A 25,483-nucleotide genomic window follows, 5' to 3' on the forward strand; every position below is an offset into this window, starting at 1 on the left:
TTTTACTAATAAATTGAGTTTATCTAGTTTGCGCAATCCTTACCTTAAGGGCGATCGCTTGCATCATTTAGTCAATAACATCAGCAAAAAGCCCCCTAATTCCGCAATCTGCCATAAAAAGGGCTAGATTACGCAAATTAGCATTATTCTAAATTCAAGATAACTTGTATTAAATATTGCTTAACATAAGTACAGCGAATTTACGGGATTCATTTTTGACTTTAGGCTCTAAATCATCAGAGTTTGTCAGTGCTTGATTTCATCCCAATTTCATTTCCAGATGAAAGACTGGGAATTATAGCTTTGTTTACGCTGTCCATAAATAAAGAATTCCTGATAGCGATGTCCAACTCTCTGCGTTCCCAAGCACCTACAACAATTTACTCTATTTCTGGCGCACTACTGAGCCTGCTTATGTTGGCAAATTCCGCAGTAGTTTTAGCCCACGGCGGACATGGTAATGAATTTCAAGGAGGAACTGAAGCTAATTCAGCTACCACAGCTATTCAAGTTGATGCGCAAACAGCTAAACGGTTAGGAATTAAAGTCGAAGCAGTTAAACGCCAGCCGCTAGCTGTTGGTATAAAAACCACGGGACAGATTGAAACTTTACCCAGCCAAAAAGTAGAGGTAAATACCCCAATTGCTAAGGCGAAAGTGGTGGAGTTGTTGGTGGAACCGGGTGCTACAGTGAAAAAAGGTCAAGCAGTAGCTGTGGTATCTAGTCCTGATTTGGTAGAATTGCGGGTTAATTCCCAAGAAAAGCTCGCAGAAGGTCAGGCAGATTTACAACAAGCTTTAGCTGATTTAAAATTAGCGCAGCAAAACCGCGATCGCTATCAAGAAATAGCCGCTGCTGAAATTGCCCAGGCGCAGACTCAAGTTGCATTTGCTCAAGAAAAGTACAACAAAGATCAACAGTTAGTCAATGCTGGTGCTTTACCCCAACGCACCGCCCTGGAATCTCAAACCCAATTAGCTCAAGCTAAGGCGGAACTCACTAAAGCTAGCAGTCGCCGGGAAGTGATTGAGGCAGAAAATCAGCTAAAACGTTCGACTTCCGCAGTTGAAGTGGCAAAATCGCGGATTAAACTTAGTTATACCACTTATCAAACTCGGCTTTCGCAATTGGGAACCCGCGCCAATGCTCAAGGATTAGTGACGGTGGTATCGCCTATTACTGGTAAGGTTAGCGATCGCGAAGTTACTCTCGGTCAATCATTTGAGGATACAGGCGGTAAATTGATGACCATTGTCAATGACAGCCGGGTTTTTGCCACAGCGAATATTTATGAAAAAGATTTAAATAAAGTTAGAACTGGTCAACGGGTAAATGTTAAAGTTGCTGCTGTATCTAACCGTATTTTTACAGGAATAATTACCCGGATTGGCTCTGTAGTGGAAGGGGAAACGCGAGTTGTACCAGTACAAGCCGAACTGGAGAACTCTGGCGGATTGCTCAAACCGGGAATGTTTGCGGAACTGGAAGTTTTAACAGCGCAAACATCATCAGCTATTTTAGCTATCCCCAGTGCGGCGGTAGTGGATGCAAACGGTAAGAAACAGGTTTATCTGCAAAATGGTAACGCTTACCAGCCGGTGGAAGTTACTTTGGGTGAAACTTCTGGCGATATGGTGGAGGTAAAGACAGGTTTATTTGAAGGTGATTTAATAGTTACACAACGCGCTCCGGAACTTTACGCACAATCCCTGCGGGGGAGTGGCACTTCTCTCCGAGACGCTCCGCGAACGACTTCGCTCAGTGCGCAAGCAGGGGAGAAAAATGTTAATTCTTCACTTCCTTTGTGGGTTGGAATTGGGGGAGGAGTTGCACTTTTCGGTGTAGCTTTTATGGGTGGTGTGTTCTGGGCTAGTCGTCGCAGCAAACATCAATATCCATTAACTACAGCGCCAGCAGATGTATCGCCTCAATGGGTTGATAACCATCACGTAGCAAATCAGGATTCAGAAATCACGATTGATACGAAGTTGAGATAAATAATGGTGATGACGGTTGACGGTTGACGGTTGACGGTTGACGGTTGACGGTTGACTGTTGACGGTTGACGGTTGACGGTTGACTGTTGACGGTTGACGGTTGACTGTTAGGAACTATGTGGTGAGCAGGATTTTTAATCTCAAATCTAAAATTGTATAACGATGCTTAGTGCGATAATTAAGTGGGCGATCGCTCGTCGTTGGCTAGTGGTTCTGAGTGCAATTATCCTGATGATTTGGATATTTCGCACAATTATCCAAATGCCTTTGGATGTTTTTCCTAGTTTTGCACCACCGCAAGTGGAAATTCAAACTGAAGCGCCAGGACTCGCGCCGGAAGAATTGGAATCTTTGGTAACTTTACCGATTGAAAGTGCAATTAATGGTACTCCTGGGGTGACAGCAGTACGTTCATCTTCAGCTGCGGGGATTTCTGTTGTCACAGTCATTTTTAATTGGGGAAGTGATATTTATCAAGCTCGCCAGTTGGTAACTGAGCGATTACAACAAGCACAAAGTAAACTACCAGCCGGGGTAGAAACGCCGCAAATTTCTCCTACTAGTTCCCCGATTGGTACTGTATTGCAATATGCTTTTACTGCGGAAACTACTGCTTTAATGGAAGTGCGGCGGATTGTTGATTGGCAAGTGACAAATCGGCTTTTGGCTGTTCCGGGTGTGAGTCAGGTTGTAGCTTACGGTGGGGATATTCGCCAATATCAAGTATTAGTTGATCCAGAGAAATTAAAAGCTTTTAATGTTACTTTGTCCGATGTAGAAGAAGCAACGGCTGCGGCTAATATTAATGCTTCTGGTGGCTATTTGATTACGCCTGATCGCGAAAAACTAATTCGGGGTATTGGCAGAATTGAATCGCTCGCAGACTTACAGCAATCAGCGATTACTGCCCGGAATGGTACGCCAGTAAAAATATCTGATGTTGCTGATGTGCAAATTGGGGCGGCTATTAAAAGGGGTGATGGCAGTTTTAACGGTAAAAAGGCAGTCATCGTCATGATTAATAAACAGCCGCAAGCCGATACACCCACGGTTACCCAGGCGATAGAACAGGCGATCGCCGAAATTAAAGTGGGCTTACCTCCAGATATCAAAGTCACTCCCACATTTCGTCAAAAAAATTATATAGATTCCTCGATTGAAAATCTTCGAGAAGCTTTAATAGAAGGCAGTATTATTGTTGCTTTTATTCTCATTCCCTTTTTGATGAATTGGCGTAACCTCATCATCTGTTTAAGTGTACTTCCCTTATCTTTGTTACTAGGAATATTGCTTTTAAATTGGTTAGGACAAGGTTTAAATACAATGACTTTGGGAGGGTTAGGTATTGCCATTGGTTCGGCGGTTGATGATGCAATTATCGATGCCGAAAATGTCTACCGCAATCTGCGAGAAAATAAATATTCTCCCAATCCTCGACCTGTGTTAGATGTAGTATTTGACGGTTGTCAAGAAGTAAGAGATTCGGTATTTGGAGCGACAATAATTACTATTGTTGTCTTTGCTCCTGTGTTTGCATTATCTGGGGTAGAAGGTAGCATTTTTATCCCAATGGGGTTAGGCTACATGGCAGCAGTGATTGCTTCGACTATCACAGCCTTGACGATAACTCCGGCTTTATGTGCAATTTTATTACCTTACGGTCACTTGCCAGAAACCGAACCTTGGGTGGCGAGATTTTTTAAGCGGCTGTATTATCCACTGTTGACATTTTCGCTGCGGCGTTCGGTAATTATTTTAGTTTTGGCTACTGCTAGTGTAGTCGCTGCTAGTGCGATCGCGCCTAGTTTCGGCAGAGTGTTTTTACCTGAGTTTCAGGAGCAAACTTTGGTAAATACCATCACTCTCTATCCCGGTGTATCTTTAGAAGCTACAAATGCGGCTGGTGAAACAATTCAGCAAGCACTCAAAGGCGATGGGCGATTTCCTTATGTACAGTTGCGTTCGGGACGTGCGCCTGGTGATGGGGATGCAGCTGGGGTGAATTTGGCACATTTGGATATTGAATTGAGCCGCGAAGCTATCAAAGATAGAGCGGGGACAATTAAAAAGCTGCGCCAAGAATTTGCTAAATTACCAGGAGTTGCGCCAAATATTGGTGGTTTTATCTCTCACCGGATGGATGAGGTATTATCTGGAGTAAGAAGTGCGATCGCAGTTAAAATTTTCGGTTCGGATTTAGCAGAACTCCGCACCCTTGGAAGTCAGGTAAATGAGGTTATGAAAACTGTAAATGGTATTGTCGATTTACAACTTGAACCTCAAGTACCCATCGAACAAATACAAATTAAATTTAACCGTACAGATGCTTCTCGCTATGGTTTAACCGTCGGCAAAATTTCCCAAATTATGGAAACTGCTCTCAATGGTAAAGTAGTTTCGCAAATCTTAGATAAACAACAAACTTTCGATTTGGTTGTCTGGTTAAAGCCAGATGCACGACAAAATTTAGATACAATTCGCAACTTATTGGTTGATACTCCTAACGGACAAAAGATTCCCTTAGCCCAAGTTGCCGCAATTGAAAATGGCACAGGGGCAAATACGATTAATAGAGAGAATGTCTCGCGGTTGATTGTCGTATCTGCTAATACTAGCGGTAGAGATTTACGCTCGATTGTCAATGAAATTCAAGAAAAAGTTAATCAACAGATACATCCGCCCTCTGGTTACTATATCCAGTATGCAGGTCAATTTGAGGCGCAAGAACGAGCCACGCAAAATATCTTAATTTCCAGTGCTATCGCTTTTGTTGCCATTACAGTTATCATGTACATTTCTGTTAAATCTCTTCCTTCCACCGCCATGATTATGATTAACTTACCTTTGGCATTAGTCGGAGGAGTATTTTCAGTAGCTTTTTCTGGCGGTATTATCTCTATTGCCTCTTTAGTTGGCTTTGTCACCTTATTTGGAGTTGCAACGCGCAATGGTTTATTACTAGTAGATAATTACAACACCAAATTTGCGCAAGGAATGCCTTTAAAGGAAGTATTAATTAAAGGTTCAATGGAAAGATTAAACGCTATTTTGATGACAGCCTTTACTTCAGCTTTAGGATTAGCACCCTTAATAGTTGACAGCGGACCTGGGAAAGAAATATTACAACCTTTATCAATTGTAGTGTTGGGCGGTTTGGTTACCTCCACAGCTTTAACACTGGTAGTTATACCTGCTTTATATGCTAAGTTTGGCAAGATTTTGTTACAAAAATCATGAATTTAATTGAGGATTAAATCTATGAATTCATTCAAATCTAGCTTGTTGATTCTCGCAAGTATTGGTTTAATTTTCTTGGCAGCTTGTAGTAACAATCAACCTACAGCTAATACAGAAAAAAATCCAACTGCATCTAGCACTAATACTCAGCCTTCAGCTGCGCCTGTTGCTAAAACAGAAGGGAAGCATGGTAAAACTCATGGCGGTCAAGTTGTCGAGACAGGCGCTTACCATTTAGAGTTTGTCCCCGAGAAAGAAGCGAATACAACTCACATGGATTTATATTTACAAAATGGCGACAATCACGAAGCCATACCTGATGGCAAAGTAACGGCTCAAGTACAGTTACCTGATGGAAAACAAAAGACAGTTCCTTTTACTTATGATGCTAAAGACAAGCATTATACAGGTTTATTAAAAGAAAATTTAACTGGTCAGTATCAGGTGAAAATTAATGCAGACATTAAAGGTAAAAAAGTAGATGGGCGTTTTAATTTTAATCGCTAAGTAGGGCGGTGCATTGAAAATATGTCATTTGTCATTTGTCATTTGTCATTTGTCATTTGTCATTTGTTATTTGTTATTGGTAAGCGTTTAAAGGCTATTGACGTAAAGTACATAGTTTGGTGCAATTACGAACTTACATTAAATGTTAGCTGGCTAGCAGCGAACTCAGATTATTTGAAGTTTTGCGGCGCGGTTGATACTGCTATTAATACAGAACAGATGGTAAAAAAGCCCCTGTCGGTTCGTTATACAGGCCGAGACTCATCAACGTTTCGGTCTGGATAACACGTAAGCCATGCTTTAAACACCAACGAAACAAGTCGGCGTTGCGCATGGGAACATAAAAGCCCGACCCATAGAAGGCTGGAGCCGCGCCTATCAGCGCCTTTAGATCCTCATTATTCTCGCCAACAGCGTGACCGAAGAAGCCAATTTCGGTGGTATAGCCCGATACGCGCCCATCACACTGGACAAGGGTAGCTGTACCCCGTTCCACAGCATCCTTGAGTTCGCCCGCCCGGTCATGACCATGAATGCGATAGCAGAGTTGATTACACACCGTAAAGTCGGCCTCAGTCGCTGGACGAACGGTGCGGCCAGGTATTGCCAAGCTGAATGGCTGTCCTTGAAGGTTCGCCAGTGGCTCACGCAAATCGAAGCCGAGTTTGGTGTACAGAGCAAGAGAGCGGCTGTTATGCGCCGCCTGAACCAGCCGCACACCAGCATAACGTTTTTCCTGTACCCGCTGTAAAACATGTTCCATCAGGCGACGACCAACCGATCTATTTTGCGCGGCGGGGTCTACCGTAGTGGGGCCGATTCCGGCGATCGTGTCGCCTTCCCACAAAAAATTGCTGCCGATGATCCGCCCATCCTCAGTTTCAGCCACGACAGCATAAACCGTCGGGTGCGCCAACAGTTCGCTCAACATATCAGCCGCAAACTCCGCAGAAGGAAAGTCGGGTGTGAAGCTATGTTGTTCCGCAATATCACGGAAGGCTTCATATAAAATGGTGCCACAGGGGAGTGCGTCTTCGGGTCGTCCCGCACGCAGCATCACCGAAGATTGTTGTGCAGATACTTTGTCCATGATGAAAAAGCTTTTAAGTCTTGTGTTCGCAACTTTGCGCATTTTACCGCAAGAGTTAGAAAATCGAGATTAATTGCTTTGCAGACAATTTTTCCGTTTATCAGGTTTTTTTCGGCTTTGACGTTTTCCGGTTTCGCGTACCCGGAATCAACTTCAGGGTTCCCGGAATCAACTTCCGGGTTGACGTTTCCGTGTTTCGCGTACCCGGAATCAACTTCAGGGTTCCCGGAATCAACTTCCGGGTTGACGTTTCCGTGTTTCGCGTACCCAGAATCAACTTCCGGGTTCCCGGAATCAACTTCCGGGTTGACGTTTCCGTGTTTCGCGTACCCGGAATCAACTTCAGGGTTCCCGGAATCAACTTCCGGGTTGACGTTTCCGTGTTTCGCGTACCCAGAATCAACTTCCGGGTTGACGTTTCCGTGTTTCGCGTACCCGGAATTAACTTCCGGGTTCATCTTTCAGTGGTAACGGCTTCAGCATTCAAATTTTGAACTTCAGTGTGCGCGTACCAAACGCCGCTTCACGAAATTATTGATACAAATTACTCCCGCAACTTCCCCAGCTTGCCTAAATATATCAACCTTAAAGTAAAACGGTATTAGTCAACAGTCAACCATCAACAATCAACATATGCGAGTACTACTAGTAGAAGATGAGCAAGATTTAGGTGGTGCTATTAAGCGAACTCTTACCCAACACAAATATTTAGTAGATTGGGTAATAGATGGTGATGATGCATGGGCATATTTAGAAAATAGTTGGACGCAATATACACTAGCTATTTTTGATTGGATGATTCCAGGAATATCTGGTTTAGAATTATGCAAACGCCTACGCCATCATAAAAATCCTCTACCTGTGTTAATGTTAACAGCTAAAGATAGCATGGAAGATAAAGTGGCTGGGCTGGATGCGGGCGCAGATGATTATTTAGTCAAGCCATTTGGCATGGCGGAATTATTAGCCAGATTGCGGGCATTACAGAGGCGATCGCCCCAATTTCAGCCACAGGAATTAACTGTTGGCAACCTAACTCTCGATTATGGTAACAATTTGGTTGTTAGTCATAATGCTACGGGAAACAAACAGGAAATTCCTCTCACCAATAAAGAATTTCAGCTACTAGAATATTTTATGAAGCACCCCAACCAAATTGTCACCACAGAACAAATTCGTAATCAGCTTTGGGAAGTCAGCGCCGAACCAGTGAGTAATGTGGTAGCAGCGCAAATGCGTTTGCTGCGTCGCAAACTAGCTAATAGCGGCTGCGAGAACATAATTGAAACTTTACATGGTACGGGATATCGTCTGAATCTTACCGTTGATACTCGCCATTTTTAAGAAACATAGGGGGGTATGAATTGTGGCTGTGTGCTTTACCTCGGTGCTTTACGCCAACCATTTGCGATCGCTTCTGACTCAGTGCAAAACCATTTTTCTCCGCCTGCTGGATCAATTACTGTTGATTCATAATCTTCTGCTCCTGGAACGTGGTAAACCTTAGCTCCCGTATTTATAGAGATGTTACCTTTGATGTTGCATCCTGGTTTAGTGACAAATTTAATTAGAGAAGGAGAACGGCTAGGATTAAATTCTTGCGCGAGAATCGCAATCATAACCATAACCCCAATGCCGATAAATTTTGGCACTAACCTGCGTTTTTTGACATTTTGCTTCTTCGGCAAAGTTTGAGATGAAACTCCTTCAATCGATGCATTGGTAGCGCTAAATTTTCCATTTGCTTCAGTTGTTAGCCGGTAAATAATCGTATCCCCGACTTTCGGACGGCGAGCCGTTCCCTTCAATGCACTGATATGAATAAAAATTTCTTTATTGCCATGAGCAGGTTTTATGAAGCCGAAACCCTGATCATCTTTCCATGTTGTTAATTTACCTTTGTGAAAAACAGGTGTCATGAAATACCCTCATATTATCTGCCTGTTTTATAGTGTTCCCAGACAAAGGCAAAATGACAACATCAACCTAATCCAAAAAACAAGCAATCCAATGGCAAGTAAACTCGTTGATTCATATGATTTGCGATCGCACTCGGATACTTACAGATCAGGGTTTTGTGTGGCATAGCCCTACCTACGTGTATTTCTTAATTGATATTTTATGAACCAAAATGAACTATTTCAGGAAACCCGCCTGCGCTTGGCGCTATGGTATGCGCTTGTTACGGCTTTCATTTTAAGCATTTGCGGATTTGGTATCTACAGAGCAATCTCTCATGCTTATTGGATGACATTAGATAGAGAACTGGAATCTGTGGCGGGAACTTTACATGATACTATTGAATTAAAATTACATCAACCTGGTAAATTAGAACCAGTAATAGATCAGCTTTTACCTAATATTTGTGTAGTTGGACAAAGTTGCATTCAAGAAAAATCAAATCCCAAACGCCATATTTTAAGCGCCATCAATCACAGCAATTACTATGTACGTTTTTTCAATAATTCAGGACGCTTAATTGCTATAGCAGGTAGTCATCCAGAAGAGTTACCGAGAGCTTTAAATAAGGAACTTTGGCAAACTCTAAAAGACAGTAAAGGCAATTCTTATCATCAAATTTCTTTTGTGCTGCACACCCAAGACAATCGCGATTGGGGTTACATTCAAGTAGGGCGAAGTATTGCGGATTTTCAGAGTTATCTGACTGCTGTAAAACTCACTTTAATATTTGGATTACCCATCCTCATGCTTCTGGTTGGTGTTGCTAGTTGGTGGTTAGCAGGATTAGCAATGCAACCAATTTATCGCTCATATCGACAAATTCAACAATTTACAGCCGATGCAGCACATGAATTACGCACACCTTTAGCTGCAACTCAAGCAACCGTAGAATCAGCGCTGATGTTATCTCACCTGGATGAAACAGAAGCGCAGGAAATTCTCCGCACTACCCAACGTCAAAATCAGCGACTCACAACTTTGGTGACAGATTTACTGTTATTAACTCGCCTGGATCGTCAATCAGTACCAATGCAACGGGAAATTTGCTGTTTGGATGATATTATTAACGACTTAATCGAGGAATTTGCCGCTTTAGCGATCGCATCTGAGATTACACTCACATCTTCAATTCGGGTTTCCCATCCTCTAAATGTTATCGCCAATCAAGATCAGCTTTATCGTTTGTTTTCTAACTTAATTGTCAATGCCATTCAATACACCCCACCCGGCGGAAAGGTAACGGTTGACGTAAACCGCAATGATTATTATGCCGTGATTCAGGTGCAAGATACAGGCATTGGTATTCCCCAAGCAGAACTAACGCGGATTTTTGATCGCTTTTATCGCGTGAATAGCGATCGCTCTCGCAGCACTGGTGGTTCTGGGTTAGGATTAGCGATCGCCCAAGCAATTGTTCAAGCACACCACGGTGGCTTAACAGTAAAAAGTGAACTAAGTAAAGGTAGTACTTTTACTGTGGATTTACCCTTTGATGTCCTCTCAATCGATAGTTTTGGCTCTATTTACCCATTGAAAAGGCTGTATCGCCTGTTACGCTCTATCAATAAAAATTAAACTTGCCAAAACTTGTACTTTTCTTAGCTCGCGCACAAGAGACTGGGCTTGATATTTATATAGTGGTGTGGGCAATATTCCCGGTAAATGATCCATCCATTGCCTAGCAGTAGTGAAACTACATCCTGTAATCATGGCTATTTCTTCTGCACCATCAGCCAGCGCATTTTTAGTCAAAGCTGTTTCAATCTGCACTTGCCACAGGCGAGGGAGCATTTCACCCCATTCAATTCGCTGCAAACCACGGCTGGTGGCTAAAACAATTAAGCGATCGCCTGTTTGGAGTTTAACATCATTCCAAAGCATGATAGAGTAATTTTCTTGGCGATATTTCTGGTAAAAAATCGGCACAACACTATAGCCATGAGCGATTTCCGATAGCAGCAAGCCGTTGAGGGTATCGCCCGCTTCAATGTTGTATTCTGTCACCATGACTATTTGCTCGTTCAAGCGAAATAAGCTGAGAACATTTTCCCCAAAGGCAGCACAAGCAAAAACTTCTGCTGATAAAGCCGCGCCACAGAGAACTTGAGCATAGGGAAATAAAGGGGCGATATTGTCACTAAAATGGCGATCTTGCGCACGGATAATTAAGCGCGTGGCGGGGTTCATAGCATGAGCCATCAGCGCTATCTCCAGATTTTCCATGTTATCGTCGCCAAGTAATACGATGCTTTTGGCTTGGGAGACATTCGCCTGAGGCAATACTTCAATAGGATTACCAACAATTAATGGTATGTCAGCTAGGGCTGGTTGGTCGAGATTGGTAGTTGCGATCGCAACTAACGGCTGGTTAAGATCTTGCAAAATTGCAGCTACCTTCCCTCCTAGCTGATTTAAGCCAATCAACACTACATGGTTGCGTTGGGGGATGGGAGGATGGGAATTGAAAAAATGAAATCTGGAAGTAACAAGAGCATCAGTTAGCAAAGCATACAAAACTCCGACAAAAGCTTGTCCTGTTAACGTCAATCCGAGGCTGAATAACCTCAACCACCACGGCATATGATCTGAAGGTGCTGCTTGGGATGTAAACTCAACACCCCCAAATAAATCACCGTATCCTCCCAAGAGCAAAATTGCTGTGGCATAAAAAGCCTCTTGCCAGGTAATTTGCGGATAATACAAGCGATAAAGGACGATTCCCACCAACCACAGGGCGATGACGGTAATTGCATAGATTGTGGCAATTCGCCGAATTTGATTTTGGCTTTGGTAGTAAGATTGCCAAAATTGCCCGATTTTCTCCCAGATATTCTTGGGTGTGATGCTTTGGAGAAATTGTTGCCACTGCCATTGTTGACGGTGATATTTCTTTGTATCTTCCGCAGATAAAGCTAGCTCATATGCAACATCAATATAAACTATTGTGTCTCCCACCTGCACTTCTATTTCTGGGTTCCATTCAAACAATTCTCTGGGCGGGTGAGATAAAGCAGGTGTATGACTCAAAATGCGGCGAGTTGTCAGATTGAGTCTATGTACTGCTTTGCCAATACACCAGCTATCCTTTGGTTTTACCTGATGCTCAATTACTTGTAAAAGTTGCCCTTCTAAGGTAAAATAGCCGATAGCTTCAGAATCGAGGGCGGTAAGAGCAAAAGCATGAGCCGAGAGATGGGTAGGCTCAAAAGCAACAAAATTACCGAGATTTTCGGATAAAAGTTGATTAAAATTTTGTTTATCAGAACGTACAATCAAGCGAACTTGGGGATTAATCCGCCTGGCTGCAAAAGCAGCTTCGATATTCATCCGTTCATTTCGGGTAACTAAAAGTATTGACCGACACTGGCGGATACCTGCCTGCTCTAAAACACTTGGTTGGCGACAGTCTCCGATAATTAACCTTTCTAGTAAGTTTGGTACTTCTGGGACTTCCCAATGTTTGGGCTGTACATCATCAATGGCGCTAACTTTAACATCATACTCCTTGAGGACGGTCACACAATGTTGCCCTAAACTTTGGAGTCCACATACTAAGAAAAGGTCTGGGGTTTTTGCTTGATTGCTGGTGCCATGAGTGTCCACTTTTGGCTGATGGCAGCATTTACTACTGCTAACAGGATATTTTTACTAGGATTATATCTTAGCGATCGCCTGACTGATGGTAAGTGCGATCGCAGGAGACAAAACCCGCGATCGGCGTTTTTATAACGACTCTTGATTATGCAATTCCTACCAACTTGGCGCTTAAATCCCACAGCTTTTCCGCTTTTTCATCATCGCGGGCTTGGGGAGAGACTTTTTGCACAAAGGATTTACGGTCTTTCTTTTGACGATTTCCCCAACTCCAATAAGCACCAGATTGCTTATACTCAGGATCGGCTATGACTGATGCAACTCGTTCCCCAGATAATTCCTGAGATACATATCCCCCAGTTATATACTTCTGGAACAAGGGGAAAATTTTCTGGAACAGCGGATAGTGGTTACGGAATAGTGGAGTTTCTGCCACACAACCTGGATACAGAGAAGTGAAGGCAATACCAGTGACATCGTGATAACGCCGATGTAGTTCCCGCATGGTTAACACATTGCAGACTTTGCTATCTTTGTAAGCTTTGACAGGTTCAAATTTCTTACCGTCAATCATCGAGATTGGCTCTTTAAATCCGTCTGCAAAGCCTTCGAGATTGCCTAAATCAGGACGTGGCGGAATCTTTCCACCGAGTTCATCGGGGTTGTGTGTTACAGTTCCTAAAATGACGAGACGGCGATCGCCATAGGTTGACTTCTTCAAATCCTCAAGCAGCAGGTTGCACAGTAAGAAATGACCGAGATGATTAGTAGTCATCGTCAACTCGTAACCTTCTGGACTACGTAACGGCTCTTTAATTAAGGGCATATAAATTGCCGCATTGCACAGTAAAGCATCTAGGCTTTTGCCACTGGCTCGAAAGTTATTCACAAACTGTCGAACACTGTCCAAGGAACCTAAATCGATATGTATGACAGTATAGCTATCCTTAGGTATTCCTACAGATTGGGCAGCTGTTTCCGCTTTCGCTAAATCCCGACAGGCCATCACTACGTGCCATCCCTTGTTAGCCATTGCCTTCGCAGTGTATAAACCCACCCCGGAAGATGCACCTGTGATGATAACTGTTGGCTTCCCATTCTGTGCCATTGTGTTTAACCTCCATTTATGTAGACTTTATCTAGAATCTCATGCCTCATGACTTCTATTCACAAATGCTATATCTAATGAAACAGATTGTTATTTTTGCAGCGAAAAGCTAGACTCTTTACATAGAGAGGCTTTTATGCGTTGTATAGATATTTTTTGAGATAGCCCTAATTGTCTGGCAGAAATGAGGATATAGCGTTTCTCTCTTTAGTGAGGTACAGTCACCCCACCCCCAACCCCCTCCCCGCAAGCGAGGAGGGGGCTATGATGTTTGTACCTCATGTGATTAGGAAATGCTATAAAAGCTGGTAAACTATCTAATACTTATTTAAAACAAAGCCCAAGCTTATACCCAATCCTGTTCCCAATATCATTGAGAGAAAATATATTCCAGCTTTGCGCCAATTGTACTCACTGGTAAACATGAACCGAAAAGCTATCATATAACCCATCAAAAATAAACCTAAGTAAAATACCAGCATAATCAAATCGAAAATGCTGCCGTCTGAACCGGAAGAACTTGATATGGTGTCAGATGAGGACAATGTATCAAAAATATATGCTATTGAAAGACCTGCAAAGGGTAGGAGAATCAACCCAGAAATGGCGGCGGAAATCATTGACCATTGAATGTCTTTTTGCCAAGCGATCAATAAAGTACCAGTAGTAAAAGATAGAAATAAAAATATTAATGTTGAGTGCTTGATTCGATGTTGCTCGGTGGATAATCTTGTTTTGTTGAGCTTCATGGCTACATTGCCTTTTTGGTAGCACCTTTGCTAGAAAAGACCAAAAAACCCCTGGTAGGCAGGGGGGATATCAACTCTAGGAGGTCGTATTATATCTATCTATCACCCCCTAGATAGATGATTATGCAAATTCGCAAAAAAAGATTCGCCCCAAAGGGACTAGGGACTCGGCGCCTTTTCTGGGAAAAAGCATCATGAACAGCACATCACAACAGCAACGAGCAATTACAGCATTTGGGGATTTTGTGTCTACACCCCTAGACACCTTACTACAACAGCATCTAGAAACACCAACGGAATCAGCAGTTTTGGCTTTATTTCAGGATGTAGTTGCTCATGTCCCAGCTTATCAAGCTTTTCTCAGAGAACAGGGAATCGATCCGGCGACGATCCAGAGTTTAGCGGATTTTCAAAATTTACCCGCGATCGCCAAAGATAATTATATCTCCCGTTATCCTCTCGCTGATTTGTGCTGCAATGGGCAGTTATCAGAATGCGACATGATCGCCGCTTCTTCCGGTTCCACAGGTAAACCGACATTTTGGCCGCGTTTCTTCGCCGATGAACTGCAAATCGCCACCCGCTTTGAGCAGATTTTTCACGACAGTTTTTATGCAGATACCAGACGCACCTTAGCCGTGATTTGCTTCACCTTGGGTACATGGGTAGGGGGAATGTTTACCACTAATTGCTGTCGCTATCTGGCTAGCAAAGGTTACCCTGTAACTGTCATTACTCCGGGAAATAATAAAGAAGAAATCTTCCGGGTTGTCCAGGAACTCGGCTCAGGATTTGACCAAGTTGTATTATTGGGATATCCACCGTTTCTCAAAGATGTGATTGATACAGGTATTGCTCGCGGTGTGCAATGGCAGCAATATCATATTAAGTTAGTGATGGCGGGAGAAGTATTCAGTGAAGAATGGCGGAGTTTGGTTGCCCAAAGGATAGGTGCGTCAAATCCCTGCTATGACTTTGCATCACTTTACGGAACTGCTGATGCAGGTGTATTAGGTAATGAAACCCCCTTGAGTATCTGCATTCGGCGTTTTTTAGCCCAACAGCCAGATGCAGCCAAAGCTTTATTTGGTGAATCTCGTCTACCAACACTGGTACAATTTGACCCCATCAGTCGGTTTTTTGAAGCCCAGGATGGCTCATTGCTGTTTTCGGGAAACAACGGAATTCCTTTGGTGCGTTATAACATTTTAGATACCGGCGGGATTATTAGTTATGATGCCATGCTCCAGTTCTTAAGAGAATGGGGATTTGATCCACTCCAGGATGAACATCTCTGCGTTGCTAAAGAGCCAGCTAGAGGAATTCGCGCCCTACCTTTTGTTTATATCTTCGGACGTTCTAACTTTACAGTTTCTTACTTTGGCGCAAATATCTACCCCGAAAATGTCACAGTTGGATTAGAGCGATCGCCAATTCCCGAATGGGTAACAGGTAAATTTGTCTTGCAAGTGAAAGAAGACGCAGACAAAAACCGCTTCTTATCTATAGTTGTAGAGTTAGCACCGGGAGTAGAAGCAAGCGTTGAGAAAAGAGATGCGATCGCATCTTCCATTCTCTCCCAACTTTTACGTCTCAACAGCGAGTTTGCTAACTACGTTCCCCAAGAATATCAAACGCCACAGGTTACATTAGCACCCACAGGCGATCCAGAATATTTCCCCATTGGCGTCAAGCATCGTTATACCCGCAAGTGAAGGATGAAATTACTGTTGACTGTTGACTGTTGACAAATGACAAATTATTTTATCCATCTGGATAGCCAGGTGGATAGTCGGATTTATTACCCAGGATACTATCTCTGTGAAAAATGAGCATAGCCATCAGATAGTGTTGGCGATCGCAGATCTTGTAGCAAAATTTAACAAGACTGGTAAATTCAAAAGTATATGTAACCAAAACCTATGTATACAAGTATTTTCAGGCAATAAGCGGATCTACAGTTATTGCATAATGCCGTTTAGCCTCTGGAATGCCATCATTTTCTGAATTTTAGAGGATTGTTCATGACTAATTGGATAGAAATCTCCACCGGATACTCTGGTAAGTTAGGCAGATCAGCAGCAAAAAAAGGACATTGGCAATCTTTCTTGCTTTTAGGGGTAACTACCAATTTAGTTTTTTGGCTGTCAGCTTTTTTATATTTAAAATTTACGCCACCAACTTATACCAGTAAATCGGCGATTAATTTACCAGGGGCAACTTCCAACGCTAATGTTAATTTACCAGGCATTGGTCAAGCTTCTTACGAAAATTCATCTCCCTATGCTTCTAGTTCTAATCAAGACCCTAGGGAGAATTATAAATTCATTGCTGAAAGCGAATCTGTACTCGAAGCTGCATCTGCTCAACTCAATATGTCACCAGAAGAGTTTGGTGAACCCAGGATTAAAGTATTAGATAACACCACAATCATGCAGGTTGAGTTTAAAGGAACAACTCCAGAAGCAGCGCAGAATAAATCCTACGCTTTTTACGCAGCACTGGAAGCGAAACTTAATGAATTAAGAATTCAAGAAGCGGTGAAAAAAGATGTAGGTTTTCAAAATTCTCTCAATGCTTCCCAGAAAAAATTGCAAGCAGCTCAACAACGTCTTTCTAATTACAAAGCTAGTTCCGGTTTGAACTCTGACGAGCAAATTAAAGAACTAACAATCAATATTGAACAACTCAGGAGACAAAAAGCCGACATATTATCTCAACAACAACAAGCCAATACTCGTCTCCAACAATTATCAACTAATTTAAAATCATCTGCATCACAAGCTACAGATGCTTTTGCTCTGCAAACAGACCAGATATTTCAACAGAATTTAAAAAACTATAGCGACTCTAGTGCGGCTTTGGTAGTTTTAGAATCTAAATTTTTCCCTACCCATCCCACAGTAATTGCAGAAAAAGCCAAGCTAGAAGCTGCTCAACAGGCCTTATTAGCACGCAGTCAATCAATTTTAGGAAGACCAGTTAGTCTAGCTAGTCTTAAGGCTTTAAACCTGAGTAGCAATAACTATGGTACTGATCCTCGCCAAAGTCTCTTCCAAGAATTAGTGAAAGTTCAAGCAGATCAAAAAGGATTTGCATCTCAAGCACAAACAATCGATCAGCAAATTACCCAGCTTGAGGCTAGGTTGAAAACTCTTGCACAGAAAGAATCTAATTTAGATGCATTAAAACGGGATATGCAAGTTGCAGAAGCCGTCTTTTCCTCAACTTTAACTAGATTAGATATTGGTAAATCAAATGCTTTTGGTTCTTACCCATTTATTCAAATTCTCTCAGAACCTAGCTTACCTACCAGTCCTAGTGAGCCGAAGAAAGCATTTGTTTATTTAGGAGCGAGTGTGGCTTCCCTGTTGACAACTACTGGTTTTGTATTACTTTGGTTACGCCTTAGTAAACGCAAAACTTCTGATAGTTAAAAATTTCGTTCTTCTCTCTGCGCCTTCTGCGTAATTGGCGGTTCGTTAAAAAAAATTGATTTTCATAACATAACTTTAGGTGAATGAAACCGCAAAATTTAGAAGAAAAAATAGTTTGGTACTCTATAATCGGAACCTATGTTTTATATTTTCTGGGAGCCTACTACATTTATGTATCTCTAATTGCTTGGTTGTTAAGTTTCTACCTAATCATAAAAATTTGTCGTCAACAAACAGACACACAAGATGAAGAGAAAGTCAATATATCCTTGACTATCTGGGTATGGATAATTTCCATGTTAGTCATGGAAATTACAGTAATTATGGCGCATCTAGACTTTGATTTAGGTTTAGGAAAAATAATTACTACCACAATTAATTGGGCGAGAACCTGGGCTTATTTAGCTTTATTCCCCCTAATAGGTTGTCTAAATATCCGACCACAAATAATTTACCGAGCAGTTTGTATTCTCGGCTTACAAAGTTTAATTATCCTCCCCATTTGCTACCTTTTATATACCTTACACTTTCCCCATAATTTATATATTTCTCCCCTCAAAGCCATTGGCGGAAATGATATAGCTTATTACACTGTTGGTCTTTATGGTTTTGAAGCAGAAACCCAGCAAACTCGTCTAAAATTATTTGCACCTTGGGCACCGGCGTTGGGAATGGTAGCGAATATACATTTCATTCTCGCCTGTCAAGAAACAAACAAAAAATGGCGATTAATTGGTGCGATCGCTTCCATAGCTTTAATCGTCAATTCATTCTCGCGATTAGGAATGCTATGTTTGGTAACTGTTCCCTTAATCACTTGGTTTTTAGTCAATTTTTACAAAGCTGAAGTCCAAATTTTCACAGGAATAGCAAGTTTTATAGCAGGGATTGTTGCTACCCAATTAATCAATTATTTCCAAACATTTAAAGAACAATTTCTCAAAGCGCGAGCGAGTTCTTCACGGGTGCGAGAAATTTTGGGACGGATAGCTTTAGAGCGTTGGGGAGAAGCACCGATATGGGGTCACGGAATTGTAGAGACAACCGGGCCTGCTATTACAGCATTTATGCCCATTGGTACTCATCACACTTGGTTCAGTCTACTCTTTGAAAAAGGAATGGTGGGATACATTGCATTAGTATGTCCTTTAGTCTGGAGTTTTATTGCTTTAGTTTATAAAGCTCACAAATATCAGCTTGCTAAAATCTGTTTAAGTATGCTTTTAGTGATTTTTTTATATACTTTTGGTGAACGAATTGAAACTTTAACATACATCTATTGGCCTGGTTTAGTAATATTTGGTATTGCTTTACAAGAACAGAAATTTTTCAGCCTAAAATTATGAATAAACCTAAAGTATTACATATTGTTGGTGATAAAAAAATTGGCGGTGTTCGCTCTTGTTTGCACACTTCTATAGCTTCAAGAGAGTTAAATCAGTGGGATTTTCTCGTCTTACCGATGACAGAAGCTCCTAGTGTAGTCAAAACCTGGAAGCCTGATTTGATTGTTATTCACTATGCATGTACTTGGTCGCAGCTTCCCCAGTTGTTAGCTTACAGTCAAACTTCTAAAATCCTGATTCACGAGCATAATTACTCTGAAGGCTTCACTCAAACAGTTCCTTCCCGAAAACGATTTGAGTTGCTACTTAAACTATCTTATGGTGTGAGTAATCAAGTAGTAGCCGTTTCTCAAGCCCAAGGTCAATGGATGCTGGAAAAACAGCTAGTTTCTCCCCAGAAATTAACAGTAATTCAACAGTGTCCATTGCTGGATAATTTCTTGACTGTTACCCCAAAACTGATTGATCGTCCTCTAATTTTAGGTGCGTATGGCAGATTTTGTGTGCAGAAAGGATTTGATGTCTTACTACAAGCAATCAAATTAATTCCTGACGTACCAATTCAACTTTACATTGGCGGGGAAGGCCCGGATGAGTCAGAACTCAAGCAATTAGCTCAAGGTTTAGATAACGTGAAATTTGTGGGACGAATTGATGACGTTCCGGCTTTTTTGCAAACTTGCGATGTTGTCGTCATTCCCTCTCGTTGGGAACCTTGGGGTAATGTTTTTCGCGAAGCTAAAGCCGCAGCGAAACCAGTAATTGCTTCTCAAGTAGACGGTTTAGTCGAGCAAATGACAGATTGTGGGCTTTTAGTTCCGCCAGATAACCCCGAAAAACTCGCTCAAGCGATCGCATCTTTGATTACTCTACCCCAGACGCAGTTAGAAACCTGGGGTAAGAACGGTAGAGAGTCAGTCAAGGATGCATGGAAAGAGTATTTGAGTAAGTGGAAAACTTTACTTTCAGAGATTACCTACCTTGATGGGCGGAATCAAGAAAAAAAATTAGTGGAAATAAGCAAGTAATTTGAGGGAGCTAGAAAAAGAATTATGGCAGGATTATACGTAACTATAGGTGATAGTAATAGTGAACGGATCGCCGCCGCCGCTGAACGTCTCACCTTTTTTCCAGATGAGTATAGAGAGATTATTGTCGAGCCAGATTTAGCGATCGCTTGGGTAAGTCAAGATGAACCCGGCTTATTTGCACCAGCATTTCACAGCGCTACTGGTGTCCGGGTGATGACATCTGGACGAGTAGCGTGGGATGAATCAGAATGGCAAAGAGCAGAAAAGCTAAATCAATATAGCGGTGGTTTAAGTAATCGGCTCATACTAGATCAATATCTCTCTGGGGGAGTCAGTGCTGTGGAACGCCATAACGGCTCAGCTGCACTCCTAATCTATGATCCAAGAGAGAAACAGATTCATTTATTCTCCGATCACTTTGGTTTTTATCCTTTATTTTTATATCAACCCCAAACTATCGAGGGTTGTGTAATTTCCTCATTTCCCGAAGCGATCGCTGATGATCCAGCAGTTACAGTTAGTCTAGATCCTGCTTCGATGGCGGAGTTTCTTTGGCAATGGAAAGCCACTCCTCCCCATACCTATTACCAAGAAATCAAATATGCTGGTGCAGCTACTCACTCAGTATGGAACTTAGCACAAAAGACTTACCATTGTCGGGAATATTGGCAGCCTTTTCAAGAGGAGTTGTATACGAGTTTACCCGAAGCTGCTGATGCCCTAGAGCAAGCAGTACGTCACAGCGTCTATATCCGCACCTTACCGCGATTAAGTCCGGTTGTTAGCTATACCAGTGGTGGGTTAGATTCACGGGTAGTGCTATTTACCGCCGCCGATCCTACTTCTGTCATCGGGTTTAATCTCTACGATGTTTTTAACCAAGAAGCGGCGATCGCTAAACAGTTATGTCAAACAGCGGGCGCTAAATATGTTGGCTTTGCGAGGGATGATGATTATTATCCTCGCTGGATGCGTCCTGGTGTGAAGATTTCGGGGGCGATGTGGTCTTTGGAAGATAACCACTTTTTAGGAACTAGGGAAGAAATTCGTAAATTAGGAACTAACACAGTACTTAGCGCCTGCTTAATTGATGATTTCTTTAAAGGATACAATCTCGATTACTCAGATTATGGGATGTTTGGGCGTAAGCTACCTTTAGCTCGCCTCAAATCTCAACGGGAAGAAGGCTTCAGAAAATTTTATCCTGATTCTCGACCTTCGATGTTTGCCAAGTTGATGGAAGAGCGCCAACAGGAGTGGTTTGCTGGAGTTCCCATACAGCTAGGAAATGATCGCGATCGCCTCCGTGCTGAAGATAAACGAGTGCGTCCTGTATGTTACGGCCCTGCTTTATCTGGGCCTGTAATGTTTCGTATTTTACCTTACGATGCCTTCTTAGCAGATAAAGCGATCGCCGATTGCTACAGTCGCATTCCCCCCAAGTGGAAATTAAACGCCGTCGTCTGGGGAGAAGTCGTCTCCCGAATTTGTGGAAATTCCATTGTCGATGCTAACTATGGCTGGAAACCTGGTGTTTCTAGTGTGGAAAAACTGATGATTTTTACCAGAGATTGGTTCCGACGACGCTTAGGGTTAATTCCGAAATTTCAAAATAAAGGCCCAGCTACAGATGGTTCTTGGCCGGAATTAGGCTGGTATATTCGCCATAGCGCCATAATCCGAGATATGTGGGAAACCACCTCGACAAGCGATCGCCAACTAATGACAGATTTATGGGGTAGTAATCCTTGGCAAAAATCCCTCGATCAATGGGCTGAAGATCCCTATGATTTCTTCCGTGTCGCCACCATGCTCAATTATTGGGCTGTCCGTCGGGAGGCGAAATAGTGGTGACAAAAGTTGCAAATTTCGCCCATACTCTCAAACACAAATTCTCCACCAACCAGCTAATTCGTAATCTTAGCTGGTTGGGTTCAGCAGAAATTATTAACCGGGTGTTTCGTCTAATTACAACTGTTGTTGTCGCCCGGTTGCTAAATCCTTATGACTATGGTTTAGCAGCCATAGTCTTAACCACCAATGAATTTATCAGAGTTTTTACTAGTAATGGCATTTGGGCTAAGTTAGTTCAAGCCGATCAAAAAGATATCCAAGAATTGAGCCAAACTGCATATTGGTTAAATTGGTTAGTCTGTGGCGCATTGTTTTTGATTCAATGTCTTGTTGCTTTTCCTGTAGCTTGGATATATAAAGATAACCAAGTTATTCTGCCAATTTGTGTAATTGCTTTCGTATATTTAATAATTCCCTTTGGACTAATACAAGCATCACTTATTCAAAGAGAAAATAAAATGCATGTGATGGCATTTGCCGGGGGATTTACTACTTGCGTAGATAATATTCTCGCCATCATTTTGGCATTTTCAGGCTGGGGAATGTGGGCAATGGTTTTGCCTAAAGTCTTCATAGCGCCAATTTGGGTATTTATTTATTATAGCAATCACAAATGGCGACCCAGCAAAGCAGTTACTTTTACTAAGTGGCAAGAAATAGTTCATTTTAGTAAAAGTATTTTAGGTGTTGAAATTTTAGCAACTTTGCGAAATAATTTAGATTACCTAATTGCTGGGCGATTTTTAGGAGTTGAAGCTTTAGGGATATATTATTTTGCCTTTAATGCCGGATTGGGAATTAGTTTAAGCATAATTAATGCTATAGATACAGCCTTATTCCCCCATTTTTGCAGTTTCAAGTCAGACCCAGAAAAATTTAAGCATAATTATCTCAAGAGTTTAAAAACAATTGCATTCATCATTATTCCCTTAGTTCTGTTGCAATCGACACTAGCACCTGTTTACGTACCAATTGTTTTTGGCAAAAAATGGCTAGCAGCTATCCCAATTTTGATTTTAATTTGTCTGTCAGCCATCCCCCGTCCTTTTGCTAATGCAGCTTCTCAAAGTTTATGGACATTAGATAAACCCCACTGGGACTTGCGGTGGAATTTGGTTTTCACAGCTATTTTTGCTACAGCCTTATTCATAGGTGTGCAGTGGAATATCTTAGGACTGGCGATCGCAGTTTTAGTCGCTCATGCGATCGCTCTCCCCATCTATACATTTGTGGTCACCTTATTTGTGCTGAAACAACAGCCTAACAAACATGAGGTAGTTGCAAAATGAAAAAAGTTTCTGTAATCATTCCCGTGTATGGAGTTGAGAATTATATAGCCTCCACAGTGGAATCTGTTCTAGCGCAAACCTATGACAATTTTGAGATTCTGATTATTGATGATGCTTCACGCGATCGCAGTCTAAAAATTTGTCAGCAATTTACAGACTCGAGAATCAGAATTATTCGCCAAGAAAACCGAGGGCTAGCTGGCGCTAGAAATACGGGTATTCGTCATGCTCAAGGCGAATATTTAGCTTTTTTAGATGGAGATGACATCTGGCTACCTGAGAAACTAGAAAAACATATTACTCATCTAGAAAATGCGCCAAAAGTAGGTGTGAGTTTTAGTCGTTCTGCTTTTATCGATGAAGCCGGAAAGCCTTTAGGTAGTTATCAAATGCCTAAGCTTCAAGGAATAACTACACCTCATTTATTTTGCACTAATCCTGTGGGTAACGGTTCAGCCGCTGTTGTTAGAAAAGAAGTTTTTCAGGAGATTAAATTTTTTGACAATCTGCACAGTACTGTAGAGGATTTTTATTTTGACGAACAATTCCGCCAATCAGAAGATATAGAATGTTGGATTCGGATTTCTATTCAAACTAACTGGCAAATAGAAGGTATTCCCGAAGCTCTAACATTGTATCGAGTAAATTCCGGTGGACTTTCTGCTAACTTACTCAAACAGTTAGATTATTGGGAAAAAGTAATGCAAAAAACCCAATTCTACGCCCCAGAATTAGTTAATCAATGGCAATCTTTAGCTAGAGCTTATCAATTTCAGTATTTAGCTCGCAATGCAGTTCGTCTGCAAGCTGGTTCAATGGCTGTGCAGCTAATCAATCAAGCTTTAGTCAGTAACTGGCGGATTCTGCTAAAAATTCCCCGCCCGACAATTTTGACCTTGGCTGCGGCTTATTTGCTTTGGCTGTTTCCCCAGTCTCTTTACAGTTTGATTGAGAAATTTGCTTTAAAAACTACAGGTTATCGCCAAAAAAGCCGTATTCTCCAAGACCAGCTTTGAGTTAGGTAGTTCAGACCGATCAGACTGGTTCCTAGCCTCCAAGATAGGAACCGCACCAGACGCAGAGGAGGAGAGGGGACAAGGGAGACAAAGAATTGAAAATTCTGCCCTGTTCCCTGCTCCTCTTACAAATGACAAAGCGCAAAGTCTGAGCGGAGGTTTCCTCCGATCAGAACTTTGTAAGAATGACAAATGACAAATGACAACTAACATGAAAAAAGTTTCAATCATTATCCCAGTTTATAAAGCCGAGAAATATGTAGCTGCTACAGTCCAAGCAGCACTTAATCAGACTTATAAAAATCTAGAAATTTTAATTATTGATGATGAATCTCCTGATAAAAGTATAGAAATATGTCAGCAATTTACAGACTCAAGAATTAGAATTATTCGCCAGAAAAATCGGGGACTACCAGGAGCAAGAAACACCGGTATTCGTCATGCTCAAGGAGATTATTTAACTTTCCTCGATGCTGATGATATTTGGTTACCTGAAAAGGTTGAAAAACACGTTAACCATCTGGAAAATTCGCCAAATGTAGGAGTTAGTTTTAGTCGTTCTGCTTTTATTAATGAAACTGGAGAACCCTTAGGTATTTATCAAATGCCAAAACTTACAGGGATTACTCCAGCCTTGATTATCTGCCGAAATCCCATTAGCAATGGTTCAGCAGCAATCATTCGTCGGGAAGTTTTTGATGCTATTAAATACCAAGATAATATTCATGGTACTGTCGAAGATTTTTATTTTGATGAGCGATTGCGCCATCCTAATTCTGATGCTACAGATGTAGAATGTTGGCTGCGAATTGCTGTTAAAACTAATTGGCAAATAGAAGGTATACCTGAAGCTCTAACTTTATACCGAGTGAATTCTGGTGGACTTTCAGCCAACTTGCTCAAACAGTTAGAGTCTTTAGCAAAGGTAATTGAGAAAGCTCGTTCATACGCTCCAGAATTGATTAGTGAATATGGAACTCTAGCTAGAGCCTACCATCTGCGGTATTCTGCGCGCAGGGCAGTCAGTTTACAAGATGGTTCACTAGCTGTAAAACTGATGCATACAGCTATAACAACCAACTGGCGTATTCTTTTGGAAGATCCGAGTCGCACGCTTTTGACTTTAGCCGCAGCCTATTCGGTTTGGCTATTACCTTATTCTCTTTACAGTTCTCTAGAAGCTGTGGCTTTAAAAAATACAGGGGCTAACCAAAAACGCCGCATTTTGCAAGACCAAGCAAGTTAATTTTTATCAATAAAATCAC

20 protein-coding genes are annotated in these 25,483 nt (G+C 41.8%); 14 read left to right on the top strand and 6 right to left on the bottom strand.

Annotation, left to right across the window (positions count from 1 at the left end; genetic code table 11):
- Positions 1–342 precede the first annotated feature (342 nt).
- From AACU32_RS24295 to AACU32_RS24305, 3 genes are all read left to right on the top strand, one after another.
- Positions 343–1,998 (top strand): efflux RND transporter periplasmic adaptor subunit, encoded by a 1,656-nt coding sequence (locus tag AACU32_RS24295; protein ID WP_096608156.1) that lies wholly within the window; start codon positions 343–345, stop codon positions 1,996–1,998.
- A 162-nt stretch (positions 1,999–2,160) separates the two neighbouring features.
- Positions 2,161–5,235 carry an efflux RND transporter permease subunit gene (locus tag AACU32_RS24300; RefSeq protein WP_096603774.1) on the top strand — a complete coding sequence of 1,025 codons (3,075 nt, stop codon included), beginning with the start codon at positions 2,161–2,163 and terminating at the stop codon, positions 5,233–5,235.
- Positions 5,236–5,256: 21 nt separating this feature from the next.
- A complete protein-coding gene (locus AACU32_RS24305; protein WP_096603775.1) occupies positions 5,257–5,742 on the top strand; it encodes a hypothetical protein in 486 nt (161 codons plus the stop codon).
- A 205-nt stretch (positions 5,743–5,947) separates the two neighbouring features.
- Here AACU32_RS24305 and AACU32_RS24310 read toward each other — a convergent pair whose 3' ends face one another.
- Together AACU32_RS24310 and AACU32_RS24315 are read right to left on the bottom strand one after the other, a co-directional pair.
- Positions 5,948–6,832 (bottom strand): GNAT family N-acetyltransferase, encoded by an 885-nt coding sequence (locus AACU32_RS24310; RefSeq protein ID WP_339378229.1) that lies wholly within the window; start codon positions 6,830–6,832, stop codon positions 5,948–5,950.
- The gene (locus tag AACU32_RS24315; RefSeq protein ID WP_339378230.1) at positions 6,799–7,290 is read right to left on the bottom strand and encodes a hypothetical protein; all 492 of its coding nucleotides are present in this window, start codon (positions 7,288–7,290) and stop codon (positions 6,799–6,801) included. The genes AACU32_RS24310 and AACU32_RS24315 overlap by 34 nt, the downstream gene beginning before the upstream one ends.
- Before the next feature lie 175 nt (positions 7,291–7,465).
- On the opposite strand from AACU32_RS24315, the gene rppA reads away from it, so the two are divergent.
- Positions 7,466–8,176 (top strand): two-component system response regulator RppA, encoded by a 711-nt coding sequence (gene rppA / locus AACU32_RS24320; RefSeq protein ID WP_096603777.1) that lies wholly within the window; start codon positions 7,466–7,468, stop codon positions 8,174–8,176.
- Between the two features lie 35 nt (positions 8,177–8,211).
- Here the strand turns inward: rppA and AACU32_RS24325 are convergent, their stop codons facing one another.
- Positions 8,212–8,751, bottom strand: a complete 540-nt coding sequence (locus AACU32_RS24325; protein WP_096603778.1) for a cold shock domain-containing protein — start codon at positions 8,749–8,751, stop codon at positions 8,212–8,214.
- A gap of 202 nt (positions 8,752–8,953) precedes the next feature.
- On the opposite strand from AACU32_RS24325, the gene rppB reads away from it, so the two are divergent.
- Complete coding sequence (gene rppB / locus AACU32_RS24330; RefSeq protein ID WP_096603779.1) at positions 8,954–10,369, top strand: two-component system sensor histidine kinase RppB; 1,416 nt, start codon at positions 8,954–8,956, stop codon at positions 10,367–10,369.
- Here the strand turns inward: rppB and AACU32_RS24335 are convergent.
- Entirely contained in the window at positions 10,346–12,397 is a 2,052-nt protein-coding gene (locus AACU32_RS24335; protein WP_096603780.1) for a potassium channel family protein, read from the bottom strand. The genes rppB and AACU32_RS24335 overlap by 24 nt on opposite strands.
- Here AACU32_RS24335 and AACU32_RS24340 point away from each other — a divergent pair.
- A complete protein-coding gene (locus AACU32_RS24340; RefSeq protein WP_339378232.1) occupies positions 12,386–12,523 on the top strand; it encodes a hypothetical protein in 138 nt (45 codons plus the stop codon). The two genes, AACU32_RS24335 and AACU32_RS24340, sit on opposite strands and share 12 nt — an antisense overlap.
- Positions 12,524–12,533: 10 nt before the next feature.
- On the opposite strand, the gene AACU32_RS24345 is transcribed toward AACU32_RS24340, so the two are convergent.
- A complete protein-coding gene (locus AACU32_RS24345; RefSeq protein WP_096603781.1) occupies positions 12,534–13,496 on the bottom strand; it encodes a protochlorophyllide reductase in 963 nt (320 codons plus the stop codon).
- A gap of 317 nt (positions 13,497–13,813) precedes the next feature.
- On the bottom strand, positions 13,814–14,245 hold the full coding sequence (locus tag AACU32_RS24350) for a hypothetical protein (RefSeq protein WP_096603782.1): 432 nt from the start codon (positions 14,243–14,245) through the stop codon (positions 13,814–13,816).
- 194 nt (positions 14,246–14,439) lie between these two features.
- Between AACU32_RS24350 and AACU32_RS24355 the strand changes: the two genes are divergently transcribed.
- From AACU32_RS24355 to AACU32_RS24390, 8 genes are all read left to right on the top strand, one after another.
- Positions 14,440–15,960 (top strand): phenylacetate--CoA ligase family protein, encoded by a 1,521-nt coding sequence (locus tag AACU32_RS24355; RefSeq protein ID WP_096603783.1) that lies wholly within the window; start codon positions 14,440–14,442, stop codon positions 15,958–15,960.
- A 309-nt stretch (positions 15,961–16,269) separates the two neighbouring features.
- Positions 16,270–17,682 carry a GumC family protein gene (locus AACU32_RS24360; protein WP_096603784.1) on the top strand — a complete coding sequence of 471 codons (1,413 nt, stop codon included), beginning with the start codon at positions 16,270–16,272 and terminating at the stop codon, positions 17,680–17,682.
- Between the two features lie 83 nt (positions 17,683–17,765).
- Positions 17,766–19,028, top strand: coding sequence for an O-antigen ligase family protein (locus tag AACU32_RS24365; protein ID WP_096603785.1), 1,263 nt, complete (start codon positions 17,766–17,768; stop codon positions 19,026–19,028).
- Entirely contained in the window at positions 19,025–20,056 is a 1,032-nt protein-coding gene (locus AACU32_RS24370) for a glycosyltransferase family 4 protein (RefSeq protein WP_096603786.1), read from the top strand. The genes AACU32_RS24365 and AACU32_RS24370 overlap by 4 nt, the downstream gene beginning before the upstream one ends.
- 24 nt (positions 20,057–20,080) lie before the next feature.
- Entirely contained in the window at positions 20,081–21,907 is a 1,827-nt protein-coding gene (locus AACU32_RS24375; RefSeq protein WP_096603787.1) for a hypothetical protein, read from the top strand.
- Between the two features lie 2 nt (positions 21,908–21,909).
- A complete protein-coding gene (locus tag AACU32_RS24380; RefSeq protein ID WP_096603788.1) occupies positions 21,910–23,202 on the top strand; it encodes an oligosaccharide flippase family protein in 1,293 nt (430 codons plus the stop codon).
- Positions 23,199–24,218 (top strand): glycosyltransferase family 2 protein, encoded by a 1,020-nt coding sequence (locus AACU32_RS24385; protein ID WP_096603789.1) that lies wholly within the window; start codon positions 23,199–23,201, stop codon positions 24,216–24,218. Before AACU32_RS24380 ends, AACU32_RS24385 begins: the two co-directional genes overlap by 4 nt.
- 211 nt (positions 24,219–24,429) lie before the next feature.
- Positions 24,430–25,464 carry a glycosyltransferase gene (locus tag AACU32_RS24390; protein WP_096603790.1) on the top strand — a complete coding sequence of 345 codons (1,035 nt, stop codon included), beginning with the start codon at positions 24,430–24,432 and terminating at the stop codon, positions 25,462–25,464.
- Positions 25,465–25,483 lie beyond the last annotated feature (19 nt).

Source organism: Calothrix sp. NIES-2100, from assembly GCF_963875285.1.
GTDB lineage: Bacteria > Cyanobacteriota > Cyanobacteriia > Cyanobacteriales > Nostocaceae > Aulosira.